17 protein-coding genes and 3 pseudogenes are annotated in these 22,236 nt (G+C 61.5%); 12 read left to right on the forward strand and 8 right to left on the reverse strand.

The genetic code is table 11. From position 1 onward, the window contains the following. Positions 1–205: 205 nt before the first annotated feature. The 3 genes and pseudogenes from ACQUSY_RS02630 to ACQUSY_RS02640 form a co-directional block, all read left to right on the forward strand. Positions 206–352: pseudogene (locus tag ACQUSY_RS02630) on the forward strand (SIP domain-containing protein); the annotation flags it as partial. Between the two features lie 9 nt (positions 353–361). Next, the gene (gene dtd / locus ACQUSY_RS02635; RefSeq protein WP_428902965.1) at positions 362–796 is read left to right on the forward strand and encodes a D-aminoacyl-tRNA deacylase; all 435 of its coding nucleotides are present in this window, start codon (positions 362–364) and stop codon (positions 794–796) included. A gap of 25 nt (positions 797–821) precedes the next feature. Further along, on the forward strand, positions 822–1,136 hold the full coding sequence (locus tag ACQUSY_RS02640) for a nucleotide pyrophosphohydrolase (protein ID WP_428902966.1): 315 nt from the start codon (positions 822–824) through the stop codon (positions 1,134–1,136). A 61-nt stretch (positions 1,137–1,197) separates the two neighbouring features. Here ACQUSY_RS02640 and ACQUSY_RS02645 read toward each other — a convergent pair whose 3' ends face one another. From ACQUSY_RS02645 to ACQUSY_RS02665, 5 genes are all read right to left on the reverse strand, one after another. Beyond that, positions 1,198–1,779, reverse strand: a complete 582-nt coding sequence (locus ACQUSY_RS02645; protein WP_428902967.1) for a hypothetical protein — start codon at positions 1,777–1,779, stop codon at positions 1,198–1,200. A 126-nt stretch (positions 1,780–1,905) separates the two neighbouring features. Next, positions 1,906–5,079, reverse strand: coding sequence for an Ig-like domain-containing protein (locus ACQUSY_RS02650; protein ID WP_428902968.1), 3,174 nt, complete (start codon positions 5,077–5,079; stop codon positions 1,906–1,908). Positions 5,080–5,210: 131 nt separating this feature from the next. Then, positions 5,211–5,639, reverse strand: coding sequence for a VOC family protein (locus ACQUSY_RS02655; RefSeq protein ID WP_428902969.1), 429 nt, complete (start codon positions 5,637–5,639; stop codon positions 5,211–5,213). 106 nt (positions 5,640–5,745) lie between these two features. Beyond that, complete coding sequence (locus ACQUSY_RS02660) at positions 5,746–6,870, reverse strand: Gfo/Idh/MocA family protein (RefSeq protein ID WP_428902970.1); 1,125 nt, start codon at positions 6,868–6,870, stop codon at positions 5,746–5,748. Further along, positions 6,867–7,679, reverse strand: coding sequence for a sugar phosphate isomerase/epimerase family protein (locus ACQUSY_RS02665; protein ID WP_428902971.1), 813 nt, complete (start codon positions 7,677–7,679; stop codon positions 6,867–6,869). The genes ACQUSY_RS02660 and ACQUSY_RS02665 overlap by 4 nt, the downstream gene beginning before the upstream one ends. Positions 7,680–7,802: 123 nt before the next feature. Here ACQUSY_RS02665 and ACQUSY_RS02670 point away from each other — a divergent pair, with 123 nt between their 5' ends. The 7 genes from ACQUSY_RS02670 to ACQUSY_RS02700 all read left to right on the forward strand — a co-directional run bounded on the left by ACQUSY_RS02670 (position 7,803) and on the right by ACQUSY_RS02700 (position 14,371). After that, entirely contained in the window at positions 7,803–8,408 is a 606-nt protein-coding gene (locus ACQUSY_RS02670) for a TetR/AcrR family transcriptional regulator (RefSeq protein ID WP_428902972.1), read from the forward strand. A 65-nt stretch (positions 8,409–8,473) separates the two neighbouring features. Then, positions 8,474–9,805: an extracellular solute-binding protein gene (locus tag ACQUSY_RS02675; RefSeq protein ID WP_428902973.1), complete on the forward strand. Its 1,332-nt coding sequence runs from the start codon at positions 8,474–8,476 to the stop codon at positions 9,803–9,805. An 11-nt stretch (positions 9,806–9,816) separates the two neighbouring features. Continuing rightward, positions 9,817–10,761, forward strand: coding sequence for a carbohydrate ABC transporter permease (locus ACQUSY_RS02680; RefSeq protein WP_428902974.1), 945 nt, complete (start codon positions 9,817–9,819; stop codon positions 10,759–10,761). Beyond that, positions 10,758–11,618, forward strand: a complete 861-nt coding sequence (locus ACQUSY_RS02685; RefSeq protein ID WP_428902975.1) for a carbohydrate ABC transporter permease — start codon at positions 10,758–10,760, stop codon at positions 11,616–11,618. The genes ACQUSY_RS02680 and ACQUSY_RS02685 overlap by 4 nt, the downstream gene beginning before the upstream one ends. A 5-nt stretch (positions 11,619–11,623) precedes the next feature. After that, positions 11,624–12,709: a Gfo/Idh/MocA family protein gene (locus ACQUSY_RS02690; protein WP_428902976.1), complete on the forward strand. Its 1,086-nt coding sequence runs from the start codon at positions 11,624–11,626 to the stop codon at positions 12,707–12,709. Positions 12,710–12,726: 17 nt separating this feature from the next. Continuing rightward, entirely contained in the window at positions 12,727–13,734 is a 1,008-nt protein-coding gene (locus ACQUSY_RS02695) for a sugar phosphate isomerase/epimerase family protein (protein ID WP_428902977.1), read from the forward strand. A 145-nt stretch (positions 13,735–13,879) separates the two neighbouring features. Continuing rightward, the gene (locus tag ACQUSY_RS02700) at positions 13,880–14,371 is read left to right on the forward strand and encodes an HIT family protein (protein WP_428902978.1); all 492 of its coding nucleotides are present in this window, start codon (positions 13,880–13,882) and stop codon (positions 14,369–14,371) included. Here ACQUSY_RS02700 and ACQUSY_RS02705 read toward each other — a convergent pair. The 3 genes and pseudogenes from ACQUSY_RS02705 to ACQUSY_RS02715 form a co-directional block, all read right to left on the reverse strand. Beyond that, positions 14,352–14,654, reverse strand: a complete 303-nt coding sequence (locus tag ACQUSY_RS02705) for a hypothetical protein (protein WP_428902979.1) — start codon at positions 14,652–14,654, stop codon at positions 14,352–14,354. The genes ACQUSY_RS02700 and ACQUSY_RS02705 overlap by 20 nt on opposite strands. Positions 14,655–15,392: 738 nt before the next feature. Next, positions 15,393–17,543: pseudogene (locus ACQUSY_RS02710) on the reverse strand (sigma-70 family RNA polymerase sigma factor); the annotation flags it as partial. 36 nt (positions 17,544–17,579) lie between these two features. Further along, positions 17,580–17,963 (reverse strand): annotated as a pseudogene (locus tag ACQUSY_RS02715) (ATP-binding protein); the annotation flags it as partial. Between the two features lie 206 nt (positions 17,964–18,169). Between ACQUSY_RS02715 and ACQUSY_RS02720 the strand changes: the two are divergent. Both ACQUSY_RS02720 and ACQUSY_RS02725 read left to right on the forward strand, forming a co-directional pair. Then, positions 18,170–19,150 carry a PD-(D/E)XK motif protein gene (locus ACQUSY_RS02720; protein ID WP_428903109.1) on the forward strand — a complete coding sequence of 327 codons (981 nt, stop codon included), beginning with the start codon at positions 18,170–18,172 and terminating at the stop codon, positions 19,148–19,150. A gap of 614 nt (positions 19,151–19,764) precedes the next feature. After that, positions 19,765–22,191 carry a Z1 domain-containing protein gene (locus tag ACQUSY_RS02725; RefSeq protein WP_428902980.1) on the forward strand — a complete coding sequence of 809 codons (2,427 nt, stop codon included), beginning with the start codon at positions 19,765–19,767 and terminating at the stop codon, positions 22,189–22,191. Positions 22,192–22,236 lie beyond the last annotated feature (45 nt).

Genomic DNA, 22,236 nt, shown 5'->3' on the forward strand with positions numbered 1-22,236 from the left:
GACGCGTCAGAATCGGCACATCGTGCACCGGGGCGTGTTTTTGTGCACGCGCGATATTCGCGTTGTTGATGGCGAAACGGAGATCGACATCGACTTCGTACTCCACCTGGAACCCGGGCTCACCGGCCCCGGTGAAGAACTCGCACCCTCCGAAGGCGCACCCACCGTACCCGGCGGCCCCCCTGGTTCCGCACCCCATGGTTCCGCATCTGAGGCGCACTATTTCTGGATCGCCGGCGAATCCGGCGTCGTCACCACGCTGCGCCGCCACCTCGTGAAGGATCTCGGTATCGACCGCAAACGGGTCGCGTTCATGGGGTACTGGCGCCGGGGCGTCGCGATGCGCGGTTAGGTTTGAGGTATGCGAGCAGTGGTCACGCGGGTAGCGAGTGCGTCGGTTGAGGTTGACGGAACCATTGTGGGAGAACTGCCCTGGCCGGGGTTGCTGGCGCTGGTGGGTGTCACGCACGACGATGGCGAGGCCGAAGCCGCGAAGATCGCCCGCAAGATTTGGGACCTCCGCATTCTCGACGACCAAAAAAGTGCGTCAGATGTGGGCTCCCCGATTCTCGTGGTGAGCCAGTTCACGCTGTATGGCGATGCGCGCCGAGGGCGGCGCCCGTCGTGGACAGCCGCGTCAGGTCGACCGCACGCCGAACCCCTCGTCGATCGCGTTGTCGAGCTGCTCCGCGAAGCCGGCGCCCACGTCGAAACCGGCCAGTTCGGCGCCATGATGCGCGTCTCGTCGGTGAACGACGGCCCATTCACAATGCTCCTCGACACCGCCAGCCTCTAGCCTCGGGCGCTGGTAGCGTCGGGGCATGGTGAATCAGAACACGCTCGACACGTTGCGGCACTTCGCTGAGGAGCGGGAGTGGCAGAAGTTTCACTCTCCGGCGAACCTCGCGAAGAGCATCAGCATCGAGGCCGCTGAGCTGCTCGAGCTGTACCAGTGGACAGACACCGCCGACCGCCAGGAGGTCGCCGACGAGCTCGCCGACGTGCTGCACTACTGCATCGCCCTGGCCCGCGTGATGGACTTTGACCTCGACGAGATTTTACTGTCCAAGCTCGAGAAAACCCGCCTCAAGTACCCCGTCGAACACACCCGCGGGCGCATCGCGCCGATCGAGTAGGTTCCGGAACCACGGCGCAAGCACCAGCGCGCCGCACCGCCCGAAACCGCACCAACCAACCTCAGCTGTCGCTGGTTCCGCCGCTCAGGGTTTCGTCGCAGAGCGAGGCGTATTGCGACATCTGCAGCATCGTCTCGAAGTAGTCGTCTTCGAATTGGGCAATGTCGTCGTCGGACGTTGACGGGTCGGTGTAGCCGGCCAAGAACGTGCCGGCGTCAACGTGGCCCTCGCCAATAGCGGCGAGCGCCTCGTTCACTTGCGGGTTCGTCACGCTGTCGGCGATGGCCCCGACATCGGTGCCGAACGTGACGGTCAGCTCGCTGAGCGTGGCGTAGTAGTCGTCGGCTCCGGTAGCGTCGCGCGCAATGTCGTACGGATCATCCGGGTCGAACTCAACCCGCGCCTCGACCGCGGCCCGCGCGCTATCGGCGTCGTACTGCGTGAGCAGCCGCTCAAACTTTACCCACGACGTCGCACACGCGGCGTCAACCTTCTGCACGGGCTCGGGAACATTCGTCGGCTTCAACGACTCCGGAACCGTTATCGGCGTCTGCGTCGGCGCCACACCGCCACCGCCCACACACGCCGACAGCATGAGCGCGCCGCCGATCAGCGCCACCGCCCCGAGAAATCGAATGGTCATCGTGCCCCCTGCCCACGATCGTAGCGATCCACACCGAACGTGCGCCGAGAGCTTTCACAACGACATCGGGCCGGGGCCCTGGAAGAGGAGCCCCGACCCGATGAGTCACAAAACGTCGGCCACCGCTTAGCTACGCTGGCGGCGTGCCACCCGTCCTGCCGCGAGCGCGCCCGCGATGAGCAGCAGCGCGGTCAGCAGGAGTCCGCCAGCGTCAGCGGTTCCGGTCGCCGCGAGTGGTGCGGGTGACGGAGACGGTGACGGAACCACGGGTGCCGTTGGCGACGGAACCACAGACTGCGTCGCCGAAGGCTCCGGCGTTGCGGTGGGCGTCGGATCCGGCGTGGGTGTCGGCTCGGGGTCCGGCGTTGGCGTTGGCGTCGGCACCGGGGTGGGCTCAGGCTCAGGCGTCGGCGTCGGCACCGGGTCAACCGTCACTGTGACGGCGGTAGACTCCGCCGCGCTCATCGACGCGTCAGCCGGAACGAACCGAACCGACACCGAGAGCGAACCCGCCGACGTCGTCGGCAGGGTCAGCGTCGCCGAGCCGTCGACCAACGCAACCGGGTCGCCAACAACCGATCCGTCGATCAGCAGCGAAACGGTTCCGCTCGCGACCGGCGGCGTGACGCGAGCCAAGCGCACGAGCGGGTTCGCGTTCGGATCACTCAACGTGACGTTTGCGGTGACAGTAACCTCATCGCCCACCACCGCATCGGCTGCCGACAGAATCGTTGTGACGGTACTCGCCCAGGCCGCGACCGTTGCCGTCGCTGAGGCCGTCGCCTCGGTGTGGCGAGCGTCACCCACGTAGCGCGCCGTGATCGCATGGCTACCAACAGCGAGCGTGTTCGTGCTGATTGTCGCGACGCCGGCGGTCACCGGGGCAGTCGCGACCGCGACTCCGTCGACGGAGAACTCGACATTTCCGGTCGGCTTATCACCCGTGACACGAGCGATGATCACGCGGTCGGAACCATGAACGGCGGTCGGCGATACCTCAACAGTCGTCGAAGCCTCAATAAGGCGGACTGTCAGATCGTGCGCTGCACTCGTCGCCCCAGTCATCGTGGCATCCGCCGGGATGAAACGCGCCGACAACGACGACTCCCCCACAGCATCCGTCGGCACGGGCAACGTTGCCACACCGTTTGCCAGCGCAACCACATCACCAACCGGCGCGCCGTCGACAAGCAGCTGAACGGTTCCGCTCGCCGCCCGCACTGGAGCACCAACGGCCCCTACGATCGTGGTGATTGTCGGGTCAACCAGCGCCACGGCGACGTTCGCTGTCACCACATCACCGACGCGCGCATCGGTCTGTGAGAGCGTCATCGAAACCGCGCTGTTCCACGCTGCCACGGTTACAGCGATCGAGCTCGAAGCCGCCGCGTGACGCGCGTCACCCGAATACACCGCGGTGACGGTGTTCTCGCCGACGGCCAAATCGCTCGTGGTGAACGTGGCTTCCCCGTTTATCACGGGCACCGGCACCGAGACTCCACCGTTTGTCGTAAACGTGACCGTTCCGGTCGGGTATTGACCCACGACGATCGCTGTGAAAGTGCGCTCGGAACCATGGGGCGCCGGCGGCGATACTTGCAAAGCGAACAATGTACTGATGGGAACAACGGTGAACGTCGTCTCGGTAACGAGCTCAGCGTAATCCGCCGTTGCGGGTGAGCGGTACTCCAGGCGATAGCTACCAACCGGCACAGGGGCGAGCCACACCTGCATTTTTCCGACATCATTGGACCCGGTAGGGATCGTCCTCAACAGTTCACCAGTTACCGCGTTATAGAGCCTAATGCCGATATGGGGCCCAGCGAGCGGGTTGCCCCCGTCGTCGGTGACCATGCCGTCGAGAAGTATGGCGGAGCCGGCATCAACGCGCGTCGGATGGCTCACTGTCAGCGTACGTAGCGGGAGGGACGTCGTAAGCCGGACAGCCGCCGACTCCTCCGCAGACATCGTCGGGCCTGCCGGCGTGAACCGCGCGGCGATGAGAGCAACTCCCCCGGCCTGTGCGGGCACATTCAATTCAGCTGAGCCAGCGGCCAACGCAACCGGGCTACCAACGACCTTTCCGTCGACAAGCAGCTCCACGGTTCCGCTCGCCATCGGCGCCGCCGGCGCCCCCGCGACCCCCTCCGGTGCTTCGAGCGCGACCGAGACATTCGCTGTCGTAGCATCACCCACCGCAACCTCAGACTGCGCGAGTGTCGTTGTGACGACGCTCTTCCACGGCACGACCTCGACGTTGGTGGTACCGCTACTCGCCCAACCGGCGTTGTAGTAATAGGAGTACCGCGCCGAAAAACTATGTAAACCGACGGCAAGGTCGATCAGTTGCAACGAAGTCACGCCATCCGTGAGGTTTAAGAAGCCGACCCCACGAGCGTCTTCGAAGAACTCAACGTAGCCGCCGGGCTGACTATTGGTGACAGCGGCCGTCAGCACAACGGGCGTGCCATGAACGACCTTTTCTGAGGATGCCGTCAACTCCAGTGTTGGCAGAAAACGCAGGTGGGCTTCTGCGCGCGAAGGGGAGACCCACTGGCCCGCTGGAGGCTCGTACACGACCTGGAAGGGCGTATCGACGGCTGTCGTTACAGGCACGGCGAGGGTGGCGCGCCCGTTCGTGAGCGTCGCCACGATAGGGGCTAGACCGTCGCGGATAAGTCGCACCGTTCCTTCAGCATGCGGTGGCGTGTTGCCGCCGTTTGGGTGCTGCGGGTTCGAAAGGCGCACAGCGACCGAAACCTCTGCGTCAGAATTCGTCGGCGCCGGCCACGGCGTCTGAACGGCGACCTCAGAGCTCCATTCGTACACCGTCACGGTCCTCGTGACACTTGAGGACATATTGACCGAGTCGCCGGGGTAGAGCACAGAGATGAGGTGCTTGCCGGCAGGAAGGTTGTTCACGGGTATGACCTGTGGCTGGCTCGGGCTGAAGGCGAATTTTTCGCGTAACGTGCCATCGATCCAGAGCTCGATCTCTCCACCAGCAGTGGCCCCGTAAACCGCCACGTCGTAGCTCAGGGGCCCACCATACATCGCTTGGTTAGGACCATCCATCATGACCTGTGTGATCTGAGAGGGGGCGGTCGCGCGGGGGTTGTCTGCGGTTGTGGTCGCGGGAAGGTTGCCTGGGGTTGCAGTCGCGGGCGACGGAAGGTTGCCTGGGGCTGCCGCTGCGGGCGACGGAACCAGCAGGCCGACGACGATGAGCGCTGCGGTTGCCAGGCTGGCGAGGGGGCGGAACCACCGCGAGTGGGCGGGGACAACGTCGATTTCGCGCACGGGGGCTCCCAAGTTCGGGTTCGGTGTTGTTTTTCACGCATCTCTCCCATGCGTGACACTCAAACCTACTAAGAACTAGGGGCAAAAGTAAACATGGTGCATCCTTTTGGTTTGCACCCGTTCATGTTTGGCTACGCTGTCGCGCCTTGCCCCTGCGTGGTCTGGGGTTCTTGGTAGCCAATGAGCCACGTGACGCCGTACTTGTCGACGACCGTGCCGTCGTAGTCGCCCCACGGACGCTTCTGCAGAGGGTCTGTGATGCTTCCGCCCTCTGCCAGGGCGTCGAACCACTGGGTCAACGTGCCAGGGTCGGCCGCCCCGAGAAGCGAGAAGAACATGCCGCTCATCGATACCGACGATTCGCCGTCGCCGGCGTCAGAGCCAGCGATCTCTACGTCGCCGATCACCATGCCGTGCGCGATCGCGTCGGCCGGCCCGTCGGTGCGGCCGGCGGACGCGTAGTCGTGCAGAAACAGCTTGCCGCCGAAAATCGCCTGGTAGTCGGTGAGGGCTTGCCGAGCCGTGCCGTCGAAAAGGATGTAGGGAATGAGTCCGCTCATGCGGCCAGCGTAGTTGGGGTGTTGGACAAGTGGAACCACACGCATGAGAACGACAACGCCCCGGCGCTCACTCCTCAGAGCAAGCGCCGGGGCGTTTCATAACTGCCTACAGCGTGGCGGCGAAGGGGTCGCGGTCTTCCGGCACGAGCGGCACGACGCCGACGGTGCTGGCGACGTCGACGAATTGGCCGAGAGCAACAGATTCTTCGATCGACATCAGCGCGTCAAACACGTGATACCCGAGCTCACCGGTGGCGATGTGGGGCAGGCCAGCGCGGATCGAGCGCGCCATGTCGAGCACGCCGAGTCCGCGGCCGGACTCGATACCGACATTCTCGACGGTGCTCCACAGCGGGGTGTCGAGGTCTTCGTACTTTTCCGGGGCGCGCGCGATACGAACCTCGCCGACAAAGCGGTTCGGGTCGGGAATCACGAGGGTTCCTTCGGTACCGATGACCTCAAGAATGCCCGTGCGCGCGATGTGCGAGTCAAAGCTGAATACGCTTTGGCTGGTCATTCCGCTTTCGAACTGCGCGATCGCTTGCACGTGGGTCGGAACCTCAACGTCGAACGCGGAACCAAGGCGGTCACCGACGAGAATGGTGCGCTTTTCGCGGCCCTTCAGCCCAACGCCGGCCACACGAGCAACCGGGCCAAACAGGTTGACCATGGCGCTCATGTAGTACGGGCCCATGTCAGCGACGGGGCCACCACCGAAACCGAACAGGAACTCCGGTGCCGGGTGGAAGAGGTCGGGGCCGACGTACTGCATGGTCGTCTGCGCAGACAGCGGAACCCCGATGTCGCCGCGACGAAGGGCACGCAGTGCGGTCTGGAACGCCGGGCCGAGGATGGTGTCGGGCGCGATGCCGACGCGAACACCAGCGGCATCAGCGGCGGTGAGGAGCTGCTGGGCTTCTTCACGGTTGACGCCGATTGGCTTTTCGCTCCAAACGTGTTTGCCCGCCTCGACCGCGGCCAGGCTCACGGGCACATGGGCGACCGGAATCGTCAGGTTGATGACGAGTTCAACATCGGGGTGGGTGAGTACGTCTTCTGGGGTGCCCGCCACGGGAACTCCGTACTTCTCGGCCTGCGCCGCGGCACGCGAAACATCGAGGTCACCGAGCGCGACAACCTTGATGTCAGGAAAGGTCGTGAGGTTGTCAAGGTACTTCGTGCTGATCATTCCGGTGCCGATGATGCCGACGCCCATGGGAGCCCCGCTCATCGAACACCTGCCTCACGGAGCCAAGCCGCGCTCTTCTCGATAGCGTCGAAGATGTCGCCGTTGTAGCGATCGAACTCGATAACGACGAGTTCAGCCGACGAAGCGCTGGCGAGAATGTCGGTCAGCGCAAGCTCACCCTGACCGGCAATGCGCTGGTCGAGCTCTACCTTGGAGCGGTCTTCAGCTTTGTAGGGGTCTTCGCCGATGATGCCGTCCTTGGCGTGGAGTGCGCGCACCTTCGCACCGAGGCGCTGCAGGAGCGCGGGAACATCCTGGCCACCGGTTGCCGCCCAAAACACGTCGAGCTCGAGAGCGACGCGCTCGTCGACGAGGCCGGCGAAGATTTCGTAGGCGCTGACGCCGTCAATCTCGTTGTGGAACTCGTGCGAGTGGTTGTGGTAGCCGAGGCGGATGCCGCGCGATGCGGCCGGGTCGACAGCGCTGTTGAGGCGTTCGGCGGTCTTCTCGATCTCATCACGCGAGGCCCAGCGCTCAACCGGAACGTAGGCGTCGATGAGCAGGTCGAGACCCATCTCTGCGGCATAATCGAGCGTCTGCTCGACCGGACGAACTTCAAATGAACGCGTGGGCGATGACACGTGGTCCGACAGGAAGTATTCGTGCCCGCTGCGAATATTGAGCCCGGCCGCCTTTGCCGCGTCGCGCATATCGGCAGCGTTCTCATCAACGGAGAACACCTCGACGTTATTGAGGCCCGCGGCGGCCAGCTTGGCGAGCGTGCCCGGCCGGTCGGCGGCGAGCGCTTCTCGCACGGTATACAGCTGGACGGACAATTCTGGGCTAGTCATCAGCGCCTCTCATCGACGGGAGCACGCGCGAATTCCATGCATGCAAACAGCACGATACACAGTTTGTAACCTAAATTCGACCATTGGTTGATTTTTAATCTCAACCAGAGGTAGTGTTTCGCCATGGCAGAGAAAACCTCCGTTGCGCACACCCGCGGCGCCTATGCGAAGACCGAAAGACTGCGTCAGGAAGTCCTCGACGCAGCCTTGAAACTCGTTGCTGAGGCTGGCTTCGATCTGACCACGCTGCAAGATGTCGCCGACAGCGTCGGCCGATCGAAAGCAGGCGTGCTTCACCACTTCGGCTCGCTCGACAACCTGATGCTCGAAATTGTCAAGCATCGCGATGGCGTCAACCGGCAAACCTTCCCCACAAAGGAAGGTGCCGAACTAGACACTGTCCTGAAACTCGTCGCTCACAACGCGACCGTTCCTGGGCTTATCGGCCTGTTTTCCGTGGTGTCGGCGCTCGCCGCCACCGACACGACCGAAACCGGGCGACGCGAGTACTTCACGCAGCTCTACACCCGCAACCGTTCCGCCTGGACAGCGCGAATCGCGCTGTCCCAGGAGAAAGGTCGCATCCGCACCGACTTGGAGCCCTCGGCGATCGCGACGCTCATTATCGCGACCCTCGATGGCCTCCAAACGCAGTGGCTCCTCGACAGCGACGTCGACATGATCGTGCACTTCCGTGCACTGATCCAATTGCTCGCTCCCGCGAAGTGACACCGCGGCCGGCGCTCGCCGTCGGCGCTCCAGCAAGAAACCCCCATAGAGAAACTGGAATCACCATGAAAAACACTCACGCCGCATTCGGCATTACGACGCGGACAGTAGGCATCGGAGCCGCTGTACTCATCTCCGCCCTCGCACTTGGCGGCTGCACCGCAGCAGAGTCGGATGGCAACGCTGCCGCAGACAAGGACCGCGAACTCACGGTCTGGTTCATGCAAACCGGCGCCTTCCTTGACGTCACGGTTCCCGAGGTCAACAAGCGCTTCGAAGAGGCAACGGGCGCAACCGTGAAGGTTGAGGTTCAGCAGTGGGACAACATCGTCACCAAGCTGACCACCGCACTGTCGTCAGACAACCCGCCGGACGTCGTTCAGATCGGCAACACCAACATCCAGCTGTTCGCAGCCAACGGCGCTGTCCGCGACCTCACCGATGTGCTCGACGAGCTCAAGCACGGCGTTGAGTGGAACGAGAGCCTCGAGGCTCCATCCACCATCGATGGCAAGGTTTACGCGGCCCCGCTGCGTGTTTCGACCTACGCAATCGCCTACAACAAGCAGATGTGGGCAGACGCTGGCGTGACCGAAGAGCCCGAGACCTGGGCAGAGTTCACCGCGGCGCTCGATGCTGTCAAGGCGAAGAACCCGGCTTCGGACTTCTCCGCTCTTTACCTTGCGGGTGCTGACTGGCAGTCGTCCATGCCGTTCGTCTACGACGCTGGCGGAAGCTTCGCACAGCTCGAAGGCGACGAGTGGGTCGCTGACATCAACAGCGCGAACTCGGTCAAGGGCCTGGAACAGTACAAGGAGTTCCAGAACAGCTACTCGGCTGCTTCGTCGCAGACGGCCAGCTCCACCTCGCCCGAGGGCTCGAGCGTTATGGCTGAGCTGAAGGCTTCGGCAACCATCGCTGGTAACCCCAGCGTGATCGTTGCCATCGAGTCGGGTAACCCTGACCTCGTTGGCCAGATCGGTAGCTTCCCGATGCCGAGCATCAACAACCCGGGCGAACTCGCACCGGTCATGGCTGCTGGTTCCGTCGTTTCGATCGCTGCGAAGTCGAAGAACGCTGACCTCGCAACCGAGTACATCAAGATCCTGACGAGCCCCGAAATCCAGCAGGACTTCGTTGGCCTGAACAACGGCGCTGTGCCGGTTTCGCCGACCTACATCGATGCAATCCTCGATGAGGTTCCGGAAATCCAGCAGGCGTTCTACACCGCCGGCAAGAAGGGCATCACGTTGCCCGCATCGCCTGGTTGGGCAACGCTTGAGGCAGACAAGACGCTGAACGACCTGTTCGTACAGATCGCCACGGGCGCACGTTCGGTCGAAGAGGCAACGACCAAGTTCGCTGATCACCTCAACGACGTTCTGAACGTCGGATAACTCACTGCACCATGAGTCTCCGCAAAACTGCGGCTCCTCAGGGACGCCGGCCTCGTCGTAAGACGGGGTCGGCGTCCCTGACGCCGCTGTTCCTCTTCGCTCCGGCCGCGATCGTCTTGCTCGCCGCGGTCGGCTACCCGCTCGTTCGACTCGTCATTAGCTCGTTCCAGGACTTCGGCATGAAGTCCCTCTTCACGGGTGAAACCCCGTGGGTTGGTTTCGCCAACTACGCCAACATCTTCACGAGCGACGAGTTCTGGCCCGTTCTGGTGCGCACGTTTGCGTTCACCGGCGCCTGCCTCATCCTGACCGTCGGTCTCGGCATGCTCATGAGTGAGCTCATGATGCGCCTCAACAAGCCCATGCGTGTCGCCCTCAACGTGGTGCTGATCCTCGCGTGGGCGATCCCCACGGTGACGGCAACGCTCATCTGGCAGTGGCTGTTCCAGCCGCCGTACGGCGTTGTGAACTGGCTGATCACGCAGCTCGGCATCTTCGGTGATTTCACCGACCACAACTGGTTGACCACACCGGGCGATGCGTGGGTGATGGTGACCCTTCTCGTTGTCTGGCAGGGCGCGCCGTTCATTGCGTTCACCCTGTATGCGGGCCAGTCGCAGATTCCGCGCGAGTACTACGAAGCAGCCATGCTCGACGGCGCGAATGGCTTCAAGATTTACATGACGGTGACGTTCCCCTTCCTCAAGGCGATCATCTACCTAGTCTCGATCCTCACGATCATCTGGCGATTCAACATCTTCAACCAGATCTGGATTCTCACGGGCGGTGGCCCGGAAGGCGGAACCACGACGCTGGGTATCTGGTCGTTCCGTGAGGCATTCGCTGGCAACGACTACGGGCAGGGTGCTGCCATCGCGGTGGTTACCGCGGGAATTCTCATGTTCATGACCGCTTTCTATGTCCGCCGCCTCGTTCGTTCAGGAGAGCAGCTGTGAGTACTCCCCTTAAAGTCAAACGTCGCCGGCGGAGCCTTCGGAGCCGCGGCCCCGGAGCGCACATTCTCGCGTTCGTGTTGGTCATCATTTGGGGCTTCCCCACGTATTGGATGCTCAACTCGTCGTTTAAGACGCCCGACAAGCTGACCTCGGTCGAGCCGGCATTCTTGCCTGCGCCTCCGAGCCTTGACGCCTTTATTCGCGCGTTCACGAAGCCCGGCTTCTTGAGCTCGTTGGGCAACAGCTTGCTGATCGCGGCCATCGTCGTTGTCGCCTCCATCGCTGTCGGCTTCCTTGCCACGGCAGCCCTCACGAGGTTCCGCTTCTTCGGTCGCAAGGCAATCTTGGTGACGATCCTGGCGATCCAGATGATCCCCTCGATCGCGCTGCTGATTCCGTTGTTCCTCACGTTCCGTGACGCGAACATGCTGAACACGTATTGGGCGCTGGTTCTCGCGTATCTGGCGAGCGCGCTGCCGTTCTCGATCTGGGTGCTGCGCGGATTCTTCCAGGCGATTCCGGAGGAGATCGACGAGGCCGCACGCCTCGATGGTGCGGGCGACATGCGGGTGCTGTGGAGCATCTACTTCCCGCTCGTACTGCCGGGCCTGATCTCGACGGCCGTGTTCACCTTTATTGAGGCGTGGAACGACTACATCATGGCGTACATCCTCCTGCAGGAGCAGGCGAAGTACACCCTGCCGGTCTGGCTGGTGTCGTTCAACCAAGACACGGGTATCGACTACGGCGGTCTGATCGCCGCTTCGGTGCTGTTCTCGATTCCGGTCGTGATCTTCTTCCTCGTCGTGCAGCGCAACCTGGTGGCCGGTATGTCCGGTGGCGCCGTTAAGGGTTGAGTGCTGTGACGTCGAACGGAACCATGGCAGTGCCGCGCGTTGGCATCATTGGTGCGGGGTTCATGGGCGAAGTGCATGCGCGCGCGGCCCGTGCCGCCGGCGCTGAGATCGTGGGTATTGCGTCTCGCACCCTCGCCTCGGCGCAGGCGACGGCCGCGCCGCTGGGCGTGCCCGCCTTTGCCAGCCTGGATGATTTGCTCGCAGCAAAGCCCGATGTGGTGCACGTCTGCACGCCGAACGACACGCACGCCGCCATCTCCGCTCAGGTGGTGGCGGCGGGTGTCGCGGTGGTGTGCGAAAAGCCGTTGGCCGCGTCGTCTGCCGATGCTCGCGCGCTGATGGATGCCGCGGCAGAGGCTGGCGTCGTGAACACCGTGCCGTTTGTGTACCGCTTTCACCCCATGGTGCGCGAGGCTCGCGCGCTGGTGCAGCAGGGCGCAATTGGCACGGTACTGAGTGTGCAGGCCTCCTACCTGCAGGACTGGATGCTGCTGCAGACCGACGCCAACTGGCGCATGTCTGACGGCTCGTCGCGCGCGTTTGCCGACATTGGGTCGCACCTGTGCGACCTCGTCGAGTTCGTGACCGGCGACCGCATTGTGCGACTGTCGGCGCGCACCCGCACGGTGTACGCGGAGCGGGCTGGCCTGCCGGTGAGCAACGAAGACATCGCCGCGGTGATGGTGGAGTTTGCTGGCGGAACCATCGGCACACTTTTGGTGTCGCAGATGGCCGCAGGCCGCAAGAATGCGCTGGAGTTTGAGCTGCACGGCGCCGAGCAGTCGGTGCGGTTTGAGCAGGAGAAACCGGAACAGCTGCATATCGGTTCGCGCGCCGGAACCATGGTGCGCCACCGCGATGCTTCGCAACTGACGCCCGACGCTGCCCGCTTGTCTGTGGTTCCGTCTGGGCACCCCATGGGGTACCAGGATGCGTTCAACGGATTTGTGCGCGACACGTACAGCGCGTTGTGCGGCGTGGCCCCGGAGAGTCTGCCGACCTTCGCCGATGGCCTCCGCGCAGCCGTCATGACGGAAGCGGTCGTCGCCTCAGCCGGTCAGGCTGGCGCGTGGGTCGCTGTTGAATCTTGAGTCTCGAGGAGAAGACTGTGGCTGAACGCCCCGTAACCCTGTTTACCGGCCAGTGGGCCGACCTGCCGTTCGAAGAGGTCGCGCGCCTTGCGGCTTCGTGGGGCTATGACGGCCTCGAAGTTGCCGCGTCGGGTGACCACCTTGACCTGCAGCGCGCAGATGAAGATGACGCCTACGTTGCGTCACGCAAGGAGATCTTGGACCGCCACGGTCTGAAGATCTTCGCAATCTCGAACCACCTCGCCGGGCAGGCCGTGTGTGATGCGCCAATTGACTTCCGTCACGAGGCGATCCTGCGCGATTACGTGTGGGGCGACGGCGATGCCGAGGGTGTTCGCCAGCGCGCGGCGGAAGACATGAAGCGTGCGGCCCGCGTGGCGCGCAAGCTCGATGTTGACACCGTCGTTGGTTTCACGGGCTCTTCGATCTGGCCGTATGTTGCGATGTTCCCGCCGGTCCCGGCTTCTGTCATCGAGGGTGGTTTCGAAGACTTCGCAGCGCGCTGGAACCCCATTCTTGACGTCTTCGACGGCGAGGGTGTGCGGTTTGCGCACGAGGTTCACCCCGGTGAGATTGCGTACGACTACTGGAGCTCGGTGCGTGCGCTGGAGGCGATTGATCACCGCAAGGCGTTCGGTTTCAATTGGGATCCGTCGCACATGATGTGGCAGAACATTGACCCTGTCGGGTTCATTTGGGACTTCAAGGACCGGATTTATCACGTGGACTGCAAGGACACCCGCATGCGCCCGAACAACGGCCGCGCCGGCGTGCTTGGCTCGCACCTGCCGTGGGGCGACCCGCGTCGCGGCTGGGACTTCGTCTCGACCGGCCACGGCGACGTGCCGTGGGAAGACTCGTTCCGCGCGCTCGACGCGATCGGCTATGAAGGCCCCATCTCAATCGAGTGGGAAGACGCCGGCATGGACCGCCTGCACGGTGCCGCCGAAGCCGTTGGATTCGTTCGGTCGCTGCTGTGGCCGAAGCCCGAAGCCTCATTCGATGCCGCATTCAGCAACCAGTAGCTAGTGTTGCGCGTCATCGTTTGACCGGACGCCGCCCCTATTTCCCTCATCTGTGCCGAGGGTTATGGGGGCGGCGTTTTTCTGTTTGTTCTTGTTCGTTGGTGGGACGAGCGAGCGGATGGACGGAACCAATAGACTGCGGCGCATGGATTGGCGCGACGATCGTATTGGTTCCGCTTTGCGTGGTGAAAACCCCACGGTCTTGGCCGAGCTGACTAGTGGGTTCGCGGTGATCGGCGACGTGCAGTTCTTGCCCGGGTATTGCGTGCTGCTGAGCCGCAACCCTTCCGCGCAGGCGCTTGCGGAGCTCCCGCGCGAGGAACGGGTTCAGTTTCTCGCCGATGTGGATCTGCTCGCGACCGCGGTCGAGCGTGCGTGCCGCGCGTTGGATCCCACGTTTCGGCGCATCAACATCGACATTCTCGGGAACACCGATGCGTTTGTGCACGCGCACGTGTGGCCGCGGTATGAGTGGGAGCCGCCCGAGCTCGTGCGCAAGCCGGTTTGGCTTTACGACGGGGTGAACTGGTCGGATGCGGCGACGGCGTTGGGGGCGCAGCATGATGCGCTGCGCGCGGCGATTCGGCGGGAGCTTGGAGCTTCCGAAGCTCTGGGCCCTATTTCGAATGTTTCTTGAGACTCACAAGCCCGGACGCGAGATCGAATGACCGGCCTTCAGCCGATAGCGTCCACGGCGCCCGCCTGTCTCCACCCACCGGTTCCAATAGACCCGTGTTGCGGAGGTACTGTGCCGCCCATCTCAGGTCGTACTGCCGTGTGTAGAAAAGATCACCCGAGTCGCGAAGCTCGGCCTCGCGGTTTTTCCAAACCCACCGGGATACTGCCACGATGTCGGCGCTGCCGTTGAGCGCACGCAGCCCTTCAAGCACCCACAGCTGTAGATCGAGTCGTTCTGCCATGCTCTCAGCTTGGCAGAACGACTCGACGCTACTCACTTTGAGCTTCGCGAGTCATACGGTGGCGCGGCTAGCAAAGTCTTGCTCTTCTATGCCGAACTCACTGCGGAGAGCCGCCAGCATTCTCCGCGCAATCCTCGGCCGGGCTGAACCTTCCATCACCTTCCACGCAATTGCAAACGGCGTGCGTCCTAGAATTTTCGCTACTCCGTCCAGACTTTCTTTCTGATCATCGACGGACTCGATCAGATCAAGGTCCTGTACCGAGTACCGATCTCCGTAATTCGGCGCGCGCGACACATCGTCGTCTTCCTCACGCAGCCCGTAGACGCAACGCGCGAGTTCCCACGCAACCTCTCGCGATGTGAGCCCCGTTGTGACCGCAATCATGCCTATCGAAAGACCTTCGCCATAGAGCCTGGACAGTTCAAGGAAGCGATCCCACCCCTCTGTGTCGACTGCGGCACGTTTCGACGCGAAACCAGCAATAAGAGGATCGACAAACTCGTGGCTCGGGGCAGCCTCTTCGACTCGTCCCCCTTCTTCGTCAGGCTGCGCTCCCTCCGTAACGACTGTGATCGGATCCGGGCGTGTGGGCTTGGATCTGCTAGCGGAGCTGCGCTTGCCCTCTTTTCGCGCCTTCTTTGCCGACGCGGCCGGTTCGGAGCTGGGCTTCCCCTCTTTCTGCGCTTCCTCTGCAGACGGAGCCGATTCGGAGCTACTCGCCTCTCGCCAGCCCGGTAGGTAGTCACGAAGACTTTGCGAACGGGATGGGTGACGGAGCTTGTCCATCGTCTTGAATTCAATCTGTCGAATTCGCTCCCGTGTCACGCCAAATTTTGTCCCGATTTCATCGAGCGTCCATTGCCGCCCCTCCTCGAAGCCAAATCGCATGCGGATGACGCCTGCCTCACGCTCCGACAACGAATCCAGCAGACTCTGGAGTTGTCGCTGCAGCATGCTCTGTGCTGCAGACTCGTCAGGTTCGACAGCGAATTCATCGACGATGATGTCCTTCACTGGTACCGCCAACCATGCGCCACTGTCGGCTTTGACGGACCAATCAGCATCGAGAGACAGCGGTGATTCCAGATTCCGCACCACTTTGTGAACAAAGTCTTCGGGGTTCTCTGTTAGAAGTGCCACGCTTCGCACACGCTGCTCATGCGTTCCCGTCGATTCGCCCCACGCATTTGCAATTTCAGGAAGCTTTTCGACAACGTGCACGGGGAACCGAATCATTCGCGATTGGTCAGCAATCGCGCGAGTCATGAATTGGTCGATCCACCACGTGCCGTACGTCGAGAACTTCAGACCGAGTGTGAAGTCGAACTTCTCAATCGCTCGGATGAGGCCCATGGCGCCCTCCTGCACTAGGTCAGCAAAATCTAAGCCACGTCTCTGATACTTTTTGGCCCTCGCTAACACGAGCCGCATGTTCGAGTAGACCATTTCTGCCATCGCGCGCTTTCCGTCGTGCCGCACCCACTCGTAATCCAGCCTTTCCGACGTGAATGGCTTCCCCTTGTACTCTCGATCGAACACTTCACCCGCAAGTAGTCCCGCCTCAATCCTCTTGCAAGTGGCCACTTCTTCCTCAGCCGTCAATAGCTTTGTAGTCTTCGTCCACCTAATGATGTCGTCAAGAGCATTTTCTGAAACGTGAACGTTCGCTACTCGCGGGTCCCCGATAGGCCCCGCGTACGCATCAACGAGAGTTCGAACCGCATTCGGGAGTTCTGGTGCTGGCGTGACACGGGGCAGTTCGGGAAATGGGTCAACTGGTGCGACGCCGAACTCGGGGATTGCAACAGCCGCCAGACTCGCCTGAAGTGCGTCCAAGCGATCAGTTGTTGCGGAGCCCAGTCGCGTCTTACCCACGTGTTCCGAGAGAAGAAACAACAGGTTTGCCTTCAGGAGACCGAGCAAGTCTTCTTTCTGCTCCAGCTTCTCCCTGTGGAGCGAGTTCAAAGAGACAACACCTGTGGGCGGATCGAACTCGAAAAGCTGAGCGATCTGCAGGGGGGCCCATACAAACGACATCGCAAGGTCGCTGTCGGCTTGCACGCCGATCGTTTGCTCGATTACTGCGCCGACAGCGGAGGGAACTCCCTCGCCCAAGTGCGCCAATGGCCTGGCCTTGTGCTCACGTTTTTGTGACTCATTGAAAGCGCCACGACAGTCGGCCCAAAAACTGCGCAAAGTGAAGCCACTACTAGAGGAAGATTCAAGAGCGTGCACCGCCTCCGGGCGGAACTGGACAGCGTTCTTCTCTGGGGTAATAGCAACGGCGTGAAGCACACCCTCGGAGATATCGACCATGACTCTCCCCAGCTGAAGTTCAGATGGAAGCCCGCTCGTGAGTCCTTGCCAGCCGCCCGCGCTCATCAGACGGTTGTTGCGGTAGGTGTATACGCCCTGTGCTTCGCGTCGCGATCTGCCCACTAAGCCTGCCTGCACTCCGGGAGCGAGGACGTGAAAAGTGACAGCCAATTGACCACCCGATGGGAGGTCTACGCCCACTTTTTTCGGGTAGCCCGAAACGCCCCAGTCCGCAAAACCGAAAGGATCGATCGGTTTGAGTGCGCGCGGTGCGCCTGCTTCACCGGTCAACTCATCTACCTCTTCGAGCGTGATGCGAATTGTTCCGCCCGCAAGGATTCGGTGAAACGTAAGCGAAAGGTGGTCACGGACTCTCATGAGCGTGGAGTCGAACCAGCTTCGTTTGCGGTCATAGGTACCACGTGTCGGCACAGTATCAAGCCGAGTCCACTCGACGATCGTTCCCGACGTCGAGGTCAGCCCCCGCCGGCGCAGAAGCTGTTCAGTATCAGATGACCCAATTTCTTGGGCGAATATCTGAGCGCTGGCCTGCTCTCTGCTCATGCGCATCCCCGCGGCGGGCGCCCACCCGGTCAAGGAATACACAGAGAGCACCCCTGCTTGACTAAACGTTGCTCCTTTAAGCCCAACTCCGAAGTGGCCGTGAGACGACGCACCGTAAGCCTTCGTCCGCCCCAAAGACAAGGCATCTTTCATCTGCGGGACTGTCATCCCGCTACCGTCATCTCGAACTCGAATCGCCTTGACGATGGCGTCTTTGGTCACGAACTGCACGTCGACTTGGGTCGCGCCGGCGTCAATACTGTTGTCGATAAGGTCGGCAAGAGCAGATTCCAGACTATGGCCACGCCCAATAGCGTTCAGCACCGAAGCATGAGGCGCCACCTCAAGGTCGCTCACGGTAAAAAGCGAGCCAACCGAATCCGGGAGTTCAGTCATGGTTGAGATGCTACGGGCAGCCGCCGACATTGGCTAACACCGCGGTGGCCACGGTCGCTGCCTATGTCCCATGAGCGTCACGCCGCGCGCCTGGTGCGTGTCGCGTGTCGCGTGCGCATCTTGGCGCACCTCCCCAAGAATGGAGGTGCCGAAGAGGGAGTACCTTCGCGAAGCTGTTCGCGCCACCACCACGATGCGCGATAGAACCACCAGCCCCGTACAAAACTGGAGTGGCGATGACGCTGAATAATGACAAACCCGAGCACTTAGATCCTCGAACTGTTGAGGAATACTTCCGACTAGGCGTCAAGACTGCATTTACGCTATTGCAGTCACCCTTTGCACAAATGCAGATCGATCCGTCCCGCGACGAAATCGAGCTTCTGACTCCTGCGAAGGGTTCTACACCCGAAGTCACGACGTTTGAGCGACTGTCTGCCGAACGGATCGTGAAGGACAACCAGGAGTGGTTTCGCCTCGTCGTCGACGCAGAGGGTATGCACTATGAAGCCTACGTACTCATCGAATCGATCGTCGATCAGCTCCGCACGGGGGCATCGCTTCGTCACGCCGTTTCGGAAGCGGTCCTGAGCCTTAAGGATCTGCTGGCGGGCCGGCGCCGCTTGACGGATGAGAAAGAACTCGGCCTTATTGGAGAACTTCTCGTTCTGCGTCACCTCATTGACAAGTCTGGCGAAACGTCTGCGTTGGAGTCGTGGTTGGGCCCACTAGCGGAGGAACATGATTTCGCGTTGGAGGACTTCGATGCAGAAGTAAAGACGACCAAGTCTGAACTGAGGACTCATCTGATCGGGTCGGACACGCAACTCGAACCTTCCCCGGGTCGGCCGCTCTATCTCGTGTCAATTCAGCTAACGCGCTCCGGTAGTGCGACCGTTGGGTTCACCCTGCCAGCCATCATTGGCGAAGTGCGGGCGCTGCTAGAACAGTCACTACGCGGATTTGATCAAAAGCTCGAGAGTCTCGGCTGGCGTGACACGGATGCTGATCTGTACAAGACCGCTTACTCGTTGCGGACAACTCCACGCGCGTACTTCATCGATGACCGTTTCCCCGCAATCACCTCCGCACGCCTCGATCTGGTCGTTCCGCAGCGGGCACATGTGAGCAGCGTGTCTTACCGCGTGAATGTCACCGACCTTAAGCACTCCACCATCGGCGCACCGTTGATCGATTTTTGTGAGGTACCCGCATGAACGACTCACCCGAACCACAAATTTCTGCCTCGACCAAGAAGGTGCTCGACCAGATTCGAGACACTGGACCTGATCAGCTCGTGTTCCTGGTTGACATGGATCTCCGGCGCACCGAAATCCACCCAACCGAAGAGCAAGTCATTGCCTCAGCCACGGTCTCCGCGGTTAACAATCCCACACGACGCGCGATGCACATGTCGCTCGCAGTATGGGATGCGATCACATCAGCGGAGTGGGTAGATGGCACGAGCCCGGCCACCCCTGACCGGCGCGAGCGCGTCTATGAGCTTCTTGAGCTATCAGATGAGTCGCGTGCCCGTCTCGACATTGAGTTCCCGAGTGCGTCACAGCTTGATGCGATGATTGTCGACCCCAACCACTGGACCCCGTGGTACACGGAGGAGCGTCGAACCTCACACGACTTCTACTGGCGCGCATACCGTGGCGTGCTCGAAGGCAAGGGATGGGATGTCGACGCACTCGCCACACTTGACCGTTCAACGAGTGAGATCGTCCAGCGACTAACTGACCCTAGCGCCGCGGAGGGGTATCAGACCAAGGGCCTCGTCGTCGGACACGTACAGAGTGGAAAGACCGCAAACTTCACCGGAATCGTGGCAAAAGCCGTCGATGCCGGATACCGACTGATCATCGTGCTCACCGGAACAATCGAGCTTTTGCGCGGCCAAACGCAGCGCCGTCTCGACATGGAGCTCATCGGTGAAGAGAACATTTTGGATGGCGCGGATCCAACGGATCCGTCGTCAATTCGAGACATCGATTACATCAGCACAAATGATGCCGACTGGAAGAACGGAAAGTTCCTGCGGCACGGCAAAGACGTTCATTCCCTCCCGGAAGTACCTTCAATCAAGCGACTGACAACGGTCGACAAAGACTATCGAAAGCTCCGCCTCGGTAGGGACGCTCTCGATTTTCGCCGGACCGGAGAGCTGGTGGACATCGGGAAGCCGGTCTACGCGCCGGAGAATATCTTCTCAGTCGACGCACGAATCGCCGTCATGAAGAAGAATTCCGCCTCGCTCAAGAATCTCCTGCATGATCTCAAGAACATTCGGGCCGATGGCCGTGAGATCCCCGCGCTGATCATTGATGATGAAGCAGACCAGGCCTCGGTCAACACGATCAACCCGCGCTCGAAGGCAGAACTTGCGCGCGAGGTTAAAAGCAGAACGGCCATCAACAAGCTCATCGCGGAACTACTGAAGGAGCTCCCGCGAGCACAGTACGTTGGCTACACAGCCACGCCGTTCGCTAACGTCTTCGTCTCTCCCGAAGACTCGGAAGACCTATTTCCGAAGGACTTCCTCGTTAGCCTTGTTCCCTCAGCTCAGTACATGGGCGGCAAATACTTCCATGACCTCGACGGCGTTGACGATGTAGACAAGGGGGACCCTGGCCGATCGAATGAAGCAGCCTTCGTGCGTGGGCTACACGCCGACGGACATCAGGACCCACAAGCCGAGGACAAAGAGATTCTGGCGGCCATCGATGCCTTCGTGCTGAGTGGGGCGATCAAAAAGTGGCGAGAAGCGAGTAACGAAGGCTACGAATACCGCCACCACACGATGCTCGTCCACGAGTCAGTCCAGAACGCGGCACAGTCAGAGCTCGCTACAAAATTTCGCAATGTATGGTCGACCGCCGGCTACAGCAGCCCGTCGGGGCTCGCGCGGCTGCGTGCGCTTTATACCGACGATTTCTTCCGCGTGAGCACATCTCGCCGCGAGTGGCTCGACCTGCCGATGCCCGAATCGTTCGACGACCTGAAGCCATACATTGGAGACACAATCGACGCGATAACGGCCGATTCTGATCCGGTCGTGATCGTAAATGGTTCGAGCGAGAGCGATTACAACGCAATGGACTTCCAGCTTCGCCCATACTGGCGAATCATGGTTGGCGGCGCGAAGCTGAGCCGCGGGTTCACCGTTGAAGGTCTTACGATCTCGTATTTCAGACGAAAGGCCGGATCCGCTGACACCATGATGCAGATGGGGCGTTGGTTCGGATACCGCCCCGGTTACGGAGACCTCGTTCGTCTCTACATCGCTCGCGATGTCGCAGACTCTCGAGGCAAGACGTACGACCTGTACGACGCCTTCACCTCGATCATCCAGGACGAAGAATCATTCCGCGATCAACTTCACAAATTCGCGGAGATCAAGGAGGATGGGCGCCCCGTCATCCGCCCCATCCACGTTCCACCTCTCGTGTTCCAGCAGTTCCCTTGGCTAAAGCCGACGAGCCCAAACAAGATGTACAACGCGGAACTCGCATTCGAAGGAGATGGTGGTGTCGTAAAGGACTTCAACACCCATGCCGACCGCGCGAACGGCAAGGTCAATGCCGACAACTGGAAGGCAATCCGACCTCTCCTCGCGGGTCTGTCGGAGGAATGCAGCTTCCGCGGCGTGCACGACACGCAGTTCCGCGGACGCTATACCCTAGCGTCTTCAGACGATGTATTAGCCGCGCTACGTGCTTTCTCACTGCTCCAACCAGATCAGCTGAATCCGACGATCAAGATGATTGAGAATGCGACTGCAGAAGGCACCCTGGTCGACTGGGCGATCATCGTTCCCGAACTCGACAGCACCTACGAGCATCTACTCGACGGACACAAGATAACGGTGATGGAGAGGCAGCGCCGTCAAGGCCGCCCCGGCTTCGCGGGAAGCGAGCGCCGACACCGCGCAGCGCTTGAAGAGATCAGTCAGCTCAAGGACCGCGTCACTCCCGCAGGACCGACTGCAGAGATGTTGTCCACCCCCACAAGAGGCGCCCTCCTACTGACCTTTACATTCGATCCTGAGTTGCGCGATGACGAACGTGCCGAGGGCCGAGTCGCCAAGGCGCGACTCCTGCGCGCCAACCGACCAAGCACGCTCGTTGCGGAAGACCTGGCAACGCTTTTCTCGCTCGCGATGCCCTACGAATCTGCACCGCGCGGTCGCTTGGGCTTCCGCGTGCGTCGCGGTGGGGCCGAGGCTGAGACGCCAATCGTAGACGTGGGCTAAGCGCCCATACCCATCCCCCGCGGCTCGCGCGCCCTATCCTGATCG

The organism is Microbacterium daqui (assembly GCF_050408675.1).
Classification (GTDB): Bacteria; Actinomycetota; Actinomycetes; order Actinomycetales; family Microbacteriaceae; genus Microbacterium.

Bases quoted from the DNA above. Each gene is read 5' to 3' on its own strand.
- dtd (WP_428902965.1), top strand. From the start codon at position 362: ATGCGAGCAGTGGTCACGCGGGTAGCGAGTGCGTCGGTTGAGGTTGAC.
- ACQUSY_RS02640 (WP_428902966.1), top strand. From the start codon at position 822: ATGGTGAATCAGAACACGCTCGACACGTTGCGGCACTTCGCTGAGGAG.
- ACQUSY_RS02645 (WP_428902967.1), bottom strand. From the start codon at position 1,779: ATGACCATTCGATTTCTCGGGGCGGTGGCGCTGATCGGCGGCGCGCTC.
- ACQUSY_RS02655 (WP_428902969.1), bottom strand. From the start codon at position 5,639: ATGAGCGGACTCATTCCCTACATCCTTTTCGACGGCACGGCTCGGCAA.
- ACQUSY_RS02660 (WP_428902970.1), bottom strand. From the start codon at position 6,870: ATGAGCGGGGCTCCCATGGGCGTCGGCATCATCGGCACCGGAATGATC.
- ACQUSY_RS02665 (WP_428902971.1), bottom strand. From the start codon at position 7,679: ATGACTAGCCCAGAATTGTCCGTCCAGCTGTATACCGTGCGAGAAGCG.
- ACQUSY_RS02670 (WP_428902972.1), top strand. From the start codon at position 7,803: ATGGCAGAGAAAACCTCCGTTGCGCACACCCGCGGCGCCTATGCGAAG.
- ACQUSY_RS02675 (WP_428902973.1), top strand. From the start codon at position 8,474: ATGAAAAACACTCACGCCGCATTCGGCATTACGACGCGGACAGTAGGC.
- ACQUSY_RS02680 (WP_428902974.1), top strand. From the start codon at position 9,817: ATGAGTCTCCGCAAAACTGCGGCTCCTCAGGGACGCCGGCCTCGTCGT.
- ACQUSY_RS02700 (WP_428902978.1), top strand. From the start codon at position 13,880: ATGGATTGGCGCGACGATCGTATTGGTTCCGCTTTGCGTGGTGAAAAC.
- ACQUSY_RS02705 (WP_428902979.1), bottom strand. From the start codon at position 14,654: ATGGCAGAACGACTCGATCTACAGCTGTGGGTGCTTGAAGGGCTGCGT.
- ACQUSY_RS02720 (WP_428903109.1), top strand. From the start codon at position 18,170: ATGACGCTGAATAATGACAAACCCGAGCACTTAGATCCTCGAACTGTT.